The sequence below is a fragment of the Alkalihalobacterium chitinilyticum genome (genome assembly GCF_029028005.1).
Classification (GTDB): Bacteria; Bacillota; Bacilli; order Bacillales; family Bacillaceae_F; genus Alkalihalobacterium; species Alkalihalobacterium chitinilyticum.
On sequence record NZ_JAOTPO010000006.1, the window covers coordinates 156884 to 169532 of the forward strand.

The window sequence follows — 12649 nt, forward strand, 5'->3', positions numbered from 1 at the left end:
ATGAGTAAGAGTTGGTTACCTTTATACCATGAAAACATTAGTGAACAATCTAATATTGAAGAAAGATCTCTAACTAACTTATTTGAAGAAACGGTGAAAAAATATCCTCAAAATACAGCATTAACTTTCTATCATCTCACTTGGACATATGAAAAAACATATGCAATCGTTGAAAAGCTAGCTTCAGCTCTAGCAGCAAGCGGTATGAAAAAAGGTGATCGCCTTGCTATTATGTTACCGAATTGCCCGCAATACGTATTCTCGTTATTTGCAACATTTAGAGTAGGCGGTATTGTTGTTCAAGTCAATCCGATGTATGTCGAGAGAGAGTTGGAATATATATTAAAAGATTCTGATGCAGAGTATATGGTCATTTTGGCTGATTTGTATCCACGTCTCAACAATGTCCGGAAGAAGACTTCTTTAAAGAAAGCAATCGTTGTCGGTTTACAACCAGGAGTTGAAGTTGACCTTCAAGGAGATGATATTCTTTTTGATGATTATGTAGCCGAGAGCCATCCGCCAGCGCCAACAGTTACCATCGATCCAGCTGATGATATTGCCGTACTTCAATATACAGGTGGAACAACAGGCGTATCGAAAGGGGTTATGCTGACTCATCTTAATTTCATCTCAAATATCGAACAAACTTACGACTTCATGTACAAAGTACTTGATGAGTTTCCAAACAATGCAAAAGTAGTGAATGTTTTGCCGATGTTCCATATTTTCAGTTTAACTTGTGTCAATTTCTTATGTGTTCGTCACGGTGGAAATCAAATTTTACTGCCGCGTTTTGAAATGCAAGAAGTACTTGAAACAATTAAGAAAGAGCAGCCTTTCCAATTCGCTGGTGTTCCAACGATGTATGTAGGGTTTAATGCGGTCGGTCAATACGATGTATTTGGACTTGATCAAATTAAGAGCTATGTAAGTGGCGGATCTTCTCTTCCAGTAGAAGCTCTTGAGCAGTTTGAAAAAGGAACAAATACTCAAATTTGCGAAGGGTTTGGCCTTTCTGAAGCTTCACCAGTAACTCATTTCAACCCATCTTTTAGAGAACGTAAGGCAGGAAGTATTGGTATTCCATTACCAAGTACAGATGCTAAAGTTGTTCGAGTAACGGAAAATGGGTTTGAAGAAGCTCCTGTCGGAGAAGTAGGAGAATTAATTATTAAAGGCCCGCAAGTGATGAAAGGGTATTGGAAAAAGCCTGAAGCTACTGCTGAAACAATTAAAGACGGCTGGTTGTATACTGGTGATTTGGCACGAATGGATGAAGATGGCTATTTCTACATCGTTGATCGTAAGAAAGATATGATCATTGCTAGTGGATATAATATTTATCCTCGTGAAATTGAAGAAGTGCTGTATCAACATCCAGACGTTCAAGAGGTTATTGTACTTGGTATCCCTGATCCATACCGTGGTGAAACCGTTAAGGCATATGTAACACTAAAGGGTGGATCACCTCTAACAGAAGAAGAGCTAATTAAATTCTCTCAATCTTATTTAGCAGCTTATAAGGTACCGAAATTCATTGAATTCCGAGATGAATTACCAAAATCTGCGGTAGGGAAATTATTAAAACGTAAACTGAGAGACGAAGAGTTAGAAAAAATTAAAGCACCGAAGTAATAGATTACGAGAAATAGAGAAAGAGGCGAAAAAAAGATGAACGTACTAGATTTATTTAAACTCGATGGAAAAACAGCCATCGTTACAGGTGGTGGCCGAGGACTTGGAGCACAAATGGCTGAAGCCTTTGCTGAGGCGGGGGCCAATGTAGTGGTTTGTTCTAGAAAGCTCGAAGCTTGTGAAGAAATTAGTAAACAATTACGTGAAAAAGGTGTTCGTTCGATTGCATTTCAATGTGATGTAACAAATCCAACTGAAGTCCAAGACGTAGTCGATGGAACTCTTGAGGAATTTGGTTCGATTGACATCCTCGTTAATAATAGCGGAGCAACTTGGGGGGCACCAGCAGTTGAAATGCCGTTAGAGGCGTGGAACAAAGTAATGAATGTTAATGTGACAGGTACTTTCCTAATGTCACAAGCTGTTGGTCGCGAAATGATTAAACAACAATCTGGAAAAATCATTAACATTGCCTCTGTAGCCGGGCTTGGCGGTGCTGACCCTCGTGTGATGGATACGATTGGGTACAACGCTAGTAAAGGTGCAGTGATAACGTTTACAAAAGATCTAGCTACAAAGTGGGGTCAATATAATATTAACGTAAATGCGATCGCACCAGGATTTTTCCCTACTAAAATGTCTCAAGGATTATTAGATCAAGGATCCAAATTAATTTTAGAAGGTACACCGTTAAATCGCTTTGGCAGCGATTATGACCTTAAAGGGGCAGCTTTATTTTTAGCATCGAATGCCTCGAACTTCGTAACTGGCGATGTTCTTATCGTTGATGGTGGCAGCCACGCTATGTAATTCAAAATCTAAAATGTAGGAGGAAAAGATATGTCTAAAAGAGATGCTGTTATTGTTTCAGCGGTACGTACGGCAATTGCAAGACAAGGAGGTGCTTTTGCAACACTTCAAGCTCACGAATATGGAGCTGTTGTGATTAAGGAAGCATTGAAAAGAGCCAATGTGTCAGCAGAAATGGTCGAAGACGTTATATTTGGAAATGTACTAAGCGGCGGCGGAAATATTGCTCGCTTAACTGCTTTACAAACAGGATTGTCACAAGAAATTCCTGGGGTAACGGTGGATAGACAGTGTGGTTCAGGAATGAATGCAATTAACCTAGCAGCTCAAGCAATCAAAGCAGGCGACGGTGATATTTTTGTCGCTGGTGGAACTGAGAGTATGAGTCGAGCACCTTATTTAATGGACCGTCCAACAAAACCATACAGCATGATGCCTCCAAAATTTAGATCAGCTCAATTATCACCGAAAGAAATTGGTGACCCGCCAATGGGAATTACAGCTGAAAACTTAGCTAACAAGTATTCTATTTCTCGTGAAGAGCAAGATGAATACGCTTTAATGAGTCAGCAACGAATGGCTACTGCAATGGAAGCCGGTTATTACAACGAACAAATCGTTCCTGTCGATATTCCAGTTCGAAAAGGCGAGCCGATCCGTGTTGCTGTCGACGAGCATCCGCGTCCGTCTACAACACTTGAAGGATTACAGAAGCTTCCACCAGCCTTCCTAAAAGATGGAACGGTAACAGCAGGAAGCAGTTCAGGGTTAAATGATGCTGCTAGTGCTCTCGTTCTCATGTCTCGTGAAAAAGCAGAGGAGTTAGGTTTAAAACCGTTAGCGGTTGTAAGAGAGTACACAGTTAGTGGTGTTGACCCGAATATTATGGGGATTGGACCAGTACCTGCAACTCGTAAACTATTAAATAAAGCTGGTTTGACAATGGATGATATCGATCTAGTGGAATTGAATGAAGCTTTCGCAGCCCAAGTGATTGCTTGTAACCGCGAGCTAGAAATTGACTTAGCAAAGCTTAACGTAAACGGTGGAGCAATTGCACATGGTCACCCGCTTGGTGCAACAGGAGCGATCCTGACGACAAAAGCTGTATATGAGCTTGAGCGCAGAAATGCTAGAAGAGCAATAATTACGGCTTGTATCGGCGGTGGCCAAGGGATTGCTACATTAATTGAACGAGAAGTGTAATTGTTAATGAACAAGGATCGGGGTGCTAATGATGAGAGTTAAAGATAAAGTAGCGGTTGTAACAGGGGGTAGTAGTGGCATTGGCCGTGCCACTGCTCTTCGCTTAGCTGAAGAAGGAGCTAAGATCGTTGTTTCTGATGTCAATGAAGAAGCAGGAAAAGCGACTGTTTCTGATATTGTACAAAAAGGTGGAGAAGCACACTTCCATAAAGCTGACGTTTCGAATGAAGAAGATGTAAAAGCATTAATGGCAACTACTTTTGAACGATATGGATCCATTGATGTTGTCTTTAACAATGCAGGGGTTGGAAATCAACAATTAAAAATTACCGAAATCGAAACCGATGAGTGGGATCAAGTCGTAAATATTAACTTAAAGGGTGTTTACCTCGGTATGAAGCATGCCATTCCATATATGGAAAAAGGTAACGGCGGGTCGATCATCAATACATCAAGTGTTCTTGGAATTAAAGGAATGAGGTACCAAGGTCCATACAATGCTGCCAAGGGCGGCGTGATTACGCTGACGAAAAATGCAGCTCTGGAGTTTGGTACAAAAAATATCCGTGTAAATGCAATAGGACCAGGAGTGATAGATACACCTATCATTAATAACTGGAAAGAAGATGAGTGGAAGTGGGGAATTATCTCTAAAGCAAATGCTTTGAGACGCTTAGGGAAGCCGGAAGAAGTGGCCAACGTCGTATTATTTTTAGCATCAGATGAAGCATCGTTCGTTACAGGGTCAACGATGATGGTTGATGGCGGCGGTCTCACATATTAAATCAGGGTTGAGGAGGAGTAAAGTGATGGAGAAAGTTTGGCTCAATCAATATCCAGATGAAATTAAAACAACGGTAGATATCCCGGTAAAAACGATACCGGATATCTTAAAAGAAACGACTCAAAAATACCCGCAACATATTGCCTTAACGTTTTATGGAAATGAAATGACATATGAAAAGTTAGCACAATTATCACAAGCATTTGCTTCTGCGTTACAAGGAGCTGGTGTTAACAAAGATGACAGAGTAGCTATTATGCTGCCAAACTGTCCTCAATTTGTCATTTCCTATTACGGGATTTTGACAGCTGGAGCTATTGTGACCCAAGTTAATCCAATGCTTGTAGAACGAGAATTAGCTCATATTTTAATTGATTCTGGTGCAGAAACAATCGTAGTCTTTGATGCGTTATATCCTCGTTTTAAAGCAGTACAAGAGCAAACGAAGGTAAAGAATGTGATTGTTGTCAGCTTTGGTGAGCCACCATCACTAGAGGAAGATCTCAGCTTTGAACAATTTCTTGGCACAGCAAAAAGCTTTACTCCTCCTAAATTTGATCCTGAACAAGATGTTGCCGTACTACAATATACAGGGGGAACAACCGGCCGTTCCAAAGGGGCCATGTTGACGCATCGTAATTTAATGGCCAACCTAGAGCAAGTCTATGAATTTTTTAAAAATGATTTTGAAGTAGGAAAAGAACGAACGTTGACCGTTATTCCATTGTTTCATGTATTTGGGATGACGTCTTGTATGAATTTAGCTATTTATACAGCGGCAACAAATATCTTATTTCCGCGCTTTGATTTACAAGAAGTCCTCGAGACGATTAAAAAAGAAAAGCCGACTACATTCCCTGGGGTTCCAACGATGTACGTTGCGATAACGAACCATCCGAACGCCCAAGACTATGGAATTGACAGTATCCGGATTTGTAACAGTGGTAGTGCACCGATGCCAATTGAACTGATGAAAGACTTTGAAGCTAAGACAGGAGCAAAAATTCTTGAAGGCTATGGCTTATCTGAAACAGCACCGACTACACATGTCAATCCGATGTTTTCCAAACGAAAACCCGGCAGTGTAGGTATTGGTATACCATCAACTGAGTATAAGATCGTCGATGTTGCATCAGGGACAGAAGAAGTTCCTGCCGGGGAAACAGGTGAAGTGATCATCCGGGGACCTCAAGTAATGAAAGGGTATTGGAATATGCCTGAAGAAACAGAGCATACATTACGTAATGGTTGGTTGTATACGGGCGATATCGGAAAAGTAGATGAAGAAGGGTACCTATATATTGTCGATCGTAAAAAAGATATGATCATTGCCAGCGGATTTAATATTTATCCAAGAGATATTGAAGAAGTATTATATGAACATGAAGCAGTACAAGAAGCCGTCGTTATTGGTGTACCAGATCCGTATCGCGGGGAAACCGTAAAGGCCGTTATTGTATTAAAACAAGGAAAGACCGCAGATGAACAAGAAATGATGAAGTATTGTCAGAAAAACCTTGCTGCTTATAAAGTTCCCAAAATTATAGAATTCCGTGATGAGCTTCCGAAAACGAGTGTTGGAAAAATTTTAAGACGGACACTTCGCGAAGAACATCAAGAAGATAAGAAAATGTCATAAAAATACTAGATCATGTATGAAGGGAAGTGACACATAGTATGCTATAATGGGAAATTGAATAAAGAGAGATGGTGAGGTTAAGGCCAATGAAAGATAAAATTTTTGAAAAAAGTATAGACCTTTTTGGTGAAAATGGATTTTCAGAGACATCCATTCAACATATTGTGGATGCACTAGGTGTGACAAAAGGTACATTTTATTATTATTTTACGAGCAAAGAACAAATCTTGATGGAAATTCATTTACGCTTTATAAATGATATATTGGCGAAACAAGACGCTATTATTCAAGATCCTAACCGGAATTATCAAGAAAAGATCTATGAGATCATCTGTATGTTAATGAAAAATATTGAAGTCCAAGGAAAGAGTGCAAAAATCTTCTTTCGAGAAATGCAAAATCTTTCTGATGGTCACCTTTCACAAATATTTGAAAAACGCGATGAATTCCGAATTAAGTTTCAAGAGTTAATTGAATTGGGTATGGAGAAAGGTGAATTCCGAAAAGATCTAGACTCACACATTGCTGCACTAGGGATCTTAGGAATGGTGAACTGGAGTTATCATTGGTTTGACCCAGATGGTCCATTATCTGATACCACAGTTGCAAAAATATATATCGATCTAGTCCTTAATGGAATAAAAGCTGAATAGTAAAGATAATCTCCCTTTTTGGGAGTTATTATATCAATAACATACTAAACGGTCAGTATAAAAGGAGGAACAGAAGATGAATGTAAACGATATTAAAAATATTACGGTTATAGGTGCAGGTTCAATGGGGCATCAAATTGCAATGCTTTGTGCTTTAGGTGGATATCAAACCACGTTGCAAGATATTCAGGAAGGTGCACTGCAAAAAGCGAAAGAAAGTCTACAGTACCAAATGAGTAAATGGGTGAGCAAAGGTAAGATCAGCCAAGAAGCTTTAGACCAAGCATTTGCTAGATTAAACGTTACGACGAGCTTAGAAGAAGCTTCTGTTAATGCAGATTTTGTTATTGAAGCAGTTGTCGAAAAGCTTGATGTGAAAAGAGAGCTGTTTGAAAAACTGGATCGTTTAACGCCGCCGCATGCTATTTTAGCAACAAACAGTTCAACGATTGTTAACTCTAGTATTGCAGACGTCACTTCAAGACCGGAAAAAGTGTGTAATATGCATTTCTTCTTCCCGCCTCTAGTTATGGACTGTGTAGAAGTGGTTATGAGTGATCAAACATCTGAAGAAACAGCGCAAATTACTATGGATGTATGTAAGCAAATTAACCGTACAGCTGTTTTACTTAAAAAAGAGATTTGGGGCTTTGTTGCCAACCGTCTATTATTTGCTCTTCATGCGGAAGCTATTAAACTTTATGAAGAAGGAATTTGTGACTTCAAAGATATCGATATTATTACGAAAAAATCATTAAACCATCCTTTAGGACCGTTCGAGTTAATGGATTTATCAGGAATTGATGTAGGGTACTTTGCTCAACAGCAGCACTATAAGGAAACTGGTGATCCAAAAGATAAGCCTGCAAAATGTATTGAAGAAAAAGTAAAAGCCGGTGAGTTAGGAAGAAAAACAGGTAAGGGCTGGTATGATTATGAAAAAGCAGGGGTGAAGAAATAATGGGACAATTAGTATCATTAAAAAAAGAGGCTGGTATTGGAATTGTAACAATCGATAACCCGCCACTAAACGTACTTAGTCAACAAGTGGTTACAGAATTAAATGAAGTTTTTACAGCTATTGAGAGTGATGATGAAGTAGTTACTGTCATTTTAACAGGTGCCGGAAACAAAGCATTTATGGCTGGAGCAGATATCAAAGAGTTCCCTCAATCCATTGGCCAACCAAATATGAAAGAAAATGTGATGAAAACACATGAAGTGCTTAACCATATCGACTTCTTACCAAAGCCGACAATCGCTGTATTAAATGGTCTCACATTTGGCGGCGGGGCTGAGTTAGCTTTAACTTGTGATTTAAGAATTGCTGAAGAGCACAGCCAATTAGGTTTACCTGAAATTAAACTCGGTATTTTCCCAGGAGGCGGCGGTACACAACGTTTACCACGCTTAGTTGGAGAAGCAAAAGCTAAAGAATTGATGTTCATCGGTGATCCAATTACTGCCGAAGAAGCAGAGAAAATTGGCTTAGTCAATAAAGTAGTCCCTAGCGGAAGCGGGATGGAAGCAGCAATGGCTGTAGCTAAAAAAATCAGCGGTTATTCTCTTCAAGCCCTTTCAAGAATTAAAAAAGCAGTGGATGAGGGAACCAATATGGAATTTAATGCAGGGATTGAGCGAGAAGCTGAGCTTTTTGCTGAAGTCTTCCAAACAGAAGATGTCCGTGAAGGCGTTCAAGCCTTTATCGAAAAAAGACGTCCAGTGTTTACTCATAAGTAATAATTAAATTGGATTAGTAAAGAGGTGAAATTTTTCACCTCTTATGTACCCTCAGAAGCTTACCAATAAGTATTAAATAGTATGAAAAAGAAGGGGGCTCGTTCATGAAACATGAAATACAAGTGAAGGTGCGGGCTTGTGAAACAGACGGCTTAGGCCATGTTAGTAACATAAGCTATTTTATTTACTTAGAAGAAGCACGAGTGGAATTTTTTAAATTATTTACTTCAGAGATGGATATGAAAAGCTGGAATTTTATCTTAGCGCATACAGGCTGTGACTTTGTGAATCAGGCTTACTTTGATGAAATATTGACAGTAGCTACGTCTGTTGAACATGTAGGTAATTCTAGTTTTGAAGTGTCTCATCACATCTATAATCGTCATCAACAATTAATTGCAAAAGGAAAAGCAATCGTTGTTTACTTTGATTTTGAAGACCAAAAGAGTAAGCCGATACCCGAACCAATAAAAGAAAAGTTAAACCAATTTTCGATAAGTACTCCATCTTAAAGAAAGTTGTCTAATTTAAAAACTGAATTTTCTTGAAAAAGGAGGGCTTAGGATGAGTTATAAAGATACAATTCCAGTTCGCCAAGGCGAGGAATTAAATCAAAAGCAATTAGAGACATACTTAAGAGGTTATGTTGAAGAACTTGAAGCACATCCTCTAGAAATTGAACAATTTCCTTCAGGGCATTCTAATTTGACGTATGCCTTAAAGGCTGGCCCGTGGGAGGCAGTACTTCGCCGTCCGCCTCTAGGACCGGTAGCCCCTAAAGCTCATGATATGCAGCGTGAGTATCACATTTTAAAGGAACTTCATCCGCTTTTTCCAGTTGCGCCTAAACCGATCGTATTCTGTGAAGATGAAGATGTAATAGGCCGTCCGTTTTTTATTATGGAGCGTCGTCATGGGGTCGTCATTGATACGGAATTCCCAGCGAATATTGAAGTGACTCCTGAGATTTGCAGAAGTATTTCCGAGACGATGATCAATACTTTAGTAGATTTGCACAGCGTAGATTATCGTTCTACTAGACTATTAGAAATGAGTCGTCCCGAAGGTTTCCTCGAACGCCAGGTAAACGGCTGGATTGGCAGATATCACAAAGCAAAAACCGATGAAGTAAAAGGAGTAGAAGAGCTTACGAATTGGTTAGCCAATAACGTTCCAACGTCACCAGATCCATCTGTTATTCATTATGATTTTAAACTAAATAATTCAATGTTTGCTCATGATGATATAACCAAGATTGTTGGTCTGTTTGACTGGGAGATGACAACAGTTGGTGATCCGCTCGCTGATTTGGGCGTTGCTTTAGGATATTGGATTGAAGATACTGATCCAGATCTGCTAAAGATTGGTTTTGGCAAACCGCCAGTTACCGTCCTTCCTGGATTTATGACAAGAAGTGAAATGGTCGAAGCTTATGCGAAAAGAAGCGGACGTGATGTGTCCGATGTTCATTACTACCTTACTTTCGCGTATTTCAAACTAGCTGTTATTGCCCAGCAAATCTACTATCGATATAAAAAAGGCCAAACGAATGACGCCCGTTTCTCGAAGTTTAACTATACTGTTGCGAGTTTAATTCATCACGGGCTAACGGTTTCAAAAGAACCGTTCTAGTCCAAATGAGGTGGTGTACATGAGTAAAATTCATGTCGTTTTAAAAAAAGAAGAAGTAAGCAAGGAAAAGGTAGAAGGTAAAATTGCGATCGTATTTGATGTTCTACTAGCTACATCAACTATTACAGCATCGATACATTATGGAGCAAACTGTGTCATTCCTGTAATGGACCAAGAAGAGGCAAAAAAAGCAGCAAACGAGAGAAATAACGATGATGATGTTTTAGTTGGGGAATATGAAGGAAGAGCTATCGACGGCTTTCTTGTTCCCAATCCGGTCATGATTCGAGATCAAGTTAAAGGAAAAAACGTTATTCTTTCAACGACAAATGGCACAGTAGCTATTCATAAAGCATCACCAGCTGAACACATCTATATCTCATCGTTACTCAATTGTAAATCGATTGCTGATGTGATCAACGAGCGTCATCCGGATGAGACGATTGTTATTATTTGCTCAGGTTCTTCTAACGAATTTTGCTTGGAAGATTTCTATGGAGCAGGTTGTATCATTGACCATTTACTAGCTGATGATGAGTCTAACTGGGAACTTACTGACTCGGCTAGAGCGGCAAAATTATTTTTCTCGGCTTATAAAGAACAAGGAAAGAACGTCTTAAAAGATTCATATGTAGGACAAATGCTCATACATTTTGATTGTGAGGAAGAAATAGACTTTGTTGCCAGCCAAGATATTTTACCGATTGTTGCCGTGTATGATCAAAAAAATAAGAGAGTAGTCAAGGAGGAATAAAGAATGGGAGAAACACAAATGAAAGCAAAAGGCGGAAGCTTTCTTATCTCATCATTAGAAGCGAATGACCTATTTACTCCAGAAGACTTTACCGATGAACAGAAAATGATTGGTCAAACAGCTAGACAATTTATTGAAAAAGAAGTAGAACCTCATAATGAAGCAATTGAAAATCAAGATATCGAAAAAATTGTATCTCTTCTTCAACAAGCTGGTGATTTGGGTCTTCTAGCGCACAGTATTCCTGAAGCTTATGGTGGATTAGGACTTGATAAAGTCAGTAAAGGACTTGTCGGTGAAATTGTGGGCAAATCAGGAGGTTATGGGGTCGCTCATTCCAATCACACGTGTATTGCTACCTTGCCGATTACGTACTTTGGAACGAAGGAGCAAAAAGAGAAATATTTGCCTAAAATGGCTTCAGGTGAATATTTAGGTGCGTACTGTTTAACAGAGCCTTCTTCAGGGTCAGACGCGTTAGCTGCTAAAACAACTGCAACATTGAATGAGGAAGGAACTCATTATCTTTTAAATGGCACGAAACTCTATATAACAAATGCCGTCTTCTCGCAAACGTTTATCGTTTATGCGAAAGTCGATGGAGATAAGTTTACTGCATTTATAGTAGAAAAAGATTTCCCAGGTTTATCTTTAGGTCCAGAAGAAAAGAAAATGGGGATTAAAGGATCTTCTACTCGTTCTGTCATTTTTGAAGATTGTCGTGTTCCAGTTGAAAACGTACTTGGAGAAATTGGAAAAGGACATGTCATTGCATTAAATGTATTAAATTTAGGTCGTTTCAATTTAGGTTCAGCTTGTATGGGTGGGGCAAAATCAGCTTTAGCATTAGGGATTACTCATACGAATGAGAGAAAGCAATTTGGAAAAAGAATTGCAGAATTTGGAGCAACTAAAGAAAAAGTAGCTAAAATGGCTGCTCGTATCTATGCCGCTGAGACATTGCAGTATCGCACAGCTGACTTATTAGAAAGTGCATTGGACGGCGTATACGATACGGAAGATAAAGGTCTTGTATCGCAGCGATTAATGGAGTTTGCCTTAGAATGTGCCATTTGTAAAGTTTATGGTTCTGAAACATTAGATTATGTTGTTGATGAGTCATTGCAACTACATGGTGGTGCAGGCTTTATTAAAGAATATCGAATTGAACAGGCGTATCGTGACTCACGGATTAACCGAATTTTTGAGGGTACGAATGAAATTAACCGCTTACTTGTTCCAGGAATTTTCTTCAAAAAAGCAACAAAAGGTGAATTGCCAGCTTTAGAAGCTGTTAATCAAGCTATTGAAAGACTAAAGACAGGTGCTGCGACGGTTGAGGGCGGAGAGCTCTTAGCAGAACGTCAAGCGGTCCAATCTATTCGAGATACGTATTTAGCTTTAGCTGGGCTGGCTTATCAGAAGTTTGGGGCCAAATTAGACAACGAACAAGAGCTAGTGATGAAGTTAGCGGATATTGGAATTGAATTATTTGCTGCTGAGTCAGCGGTGTTACGATCTCAGAAAGCGTTAGAAAGAAATGGCTCTGACAAAGAAAGATTAAAAGAACAACTGGCGAAATTAGTCACAGAAGAAGCATTATTAAAAGTTCAAACCTTAGCAAGAGAATTCATCGGCGGGCTAGAAGCTTCAACCGAAAGCGACGGTCTTCTTTCACTTATTACGAACCAACTTGGTTCTTACCGCATGGAAAATAGAGTAGCTAGATTCCGCGAAATTGCGTCGTATGCCAATGAAAGCGGTCAGTATACATGTTAAGCATTTGGAGGAGA

The 12649-nt window shown here is 39.4% G+C and carries 12 protein-coding genes; all 12 read left to right on the forward strand.

All coding sequences use genetic code 11. The features are described from left to right. The 12 genes from N7Z68_RS10770 to N7Z68_RS10825 all read left to right on the forward strand — a co-directional run bounded on the left by N7Z68_RS10770 (position 1) and on the right by N7Z68_RS10825 (position 12635). Positions 1-1638, forward strand: a complete 1638-nt coding sequence (locus N7Z68_RS10770; RefSeq protein WP_275118486.1) for a long-chain-fatty-acid--CoA ligase — start codon at positions 1-3, stop codon at positions 1636-1638. Between the two features lie 36 nt (positions 1639-1674). Then, the gene (locus tag N7Z68_RS10775; protein WP_275118487.1) at positions 1675-2448 is read left to right on the forward strand and encodes an SDR family oxidoreductase; all 774 of its coding nucleotides are present in this window, start codon (positions 1675-1677) and stop codon (positions 2446-2448) included. A gap of 30 nt (positions 2449-2478) precedes the next feature. Continuing rightward, the gene (locus N7Z68_RS10780; protein ID WP_275118488.1) at positions 2479-3654 is read left to right on the forward strand and encodes a thiolase family protein; all 1176 of its coding nucleotides are present in this window, start codon (positions 2479-2481) and stop codon (positions 3652-3654) included. A gap of 31 nt (positions 3655-3685) precedes the next feature. Next, positions 3686-4438 (forward strand): SDR family NAD(P)-dependent oxidoreductase, encoded by a 753-nt coding sequence (locus tag N7Z68_RS10785; protein ID WP_275118589.1) that lies wholly within the window; start codon positions 3686-3688, stop codon positions 4436-4438. A 22-nt stretch (positions 4439-4460) separates the two neighbouring features. Then, entirely contained in the window at positions 4461-6077 is a 1617-nt protein-coding gene (locus tag N7Z68_RS10790; RefSeq protein WP_275118489.1) for a long-chain-fatty-acid--CoA ligase, read from the forward strand. 86 nt (positions 6078-6163) lie between these two features. Continuing rightward, positions 6164-6730 (forward strand): TetR/AcrR family transcriptional regulator, encoded by a 567-nt coding sequence (locus N7Z68_RS10795; protein ID WP_275118490.1) that lies wholly within the window; start codon positions 6164-6166, stop codon positions 6728-6730. A gap of 76 nt (positions 6731-6806) precedes the next feature. After that, positions 6807-7691, forward strand: a complete 885-nt coding sequence (locus N7Z68_RS10800; protein ID WP_275118491.1) for a 3-hydroxyacyl-CoA dehydrogenase family protein — start codon at positions 6807-6809, stop codon at positions 7689-7691. Then, positions 7691-8470 (forward strand): enoyl-CoA hydratase, encoded by a 780-nt coding sequence (locus tag N7Z68_RS10805; RefSeq protein ID WP_275118492.1) that lies wholly within the window; start codon positions 7691-7693, stop codon positions 8468-8470. The genes N7Z68_RS10800 and N7Z68_RS10805 overlap by 1 nt, the downstream gene beginning before the upstream one ends. A 104-nt stretch (positions 8471-8574) precedes the next feature. Then, entirely contained in the window at positions 8575-8982 is a 408-nt protein-coding gene (locus tag N7Z68_RS10810; RefSeq protein ID WP_275118493.1) for an acyl-CoA thioesterase, read from the forward strand. Positions 8983-9034: 52 nt separating this feature from the next. Beyond that, positions 9035-10102, forward strand: coding sequence for a phosphotransferase family protein (locus tag N7Z68_RS10815; RefSeq protein ID WP_275118494.1), 1068 nt, complete (start codon positions 9035-9037; stop codon positions 10100-10102). 19 nt (positions 10103-10121) lie between these two features. Beyond that, positions 10122-10856 carry a 2-phosphosulfolactate phosphatase gene (locus N7Z68_RS10820; protein ID WP_275118495.1) on the forward strand — a complete coding sequence of 245 codons (735 nt, stop codon included), beginning with the start codon at positions 10122-10124 and terminating at the stop codon, positions 10854-10856. Between the two features lie 3 nt (positions 10857-10859). After that, a complete protein-coding gene (locus tag N7Z68_RS10825; RefSeq protein ID WP_275118496.1) occupies positions 10860-12635 on the forward strand; it encodes an acyl-CoA dehydrogenase FadE in 1776 nt (591 codons plus the stop codon). The last annotated feature ends 14 nt before the right edge of the window (positions 12636-12649 follow it).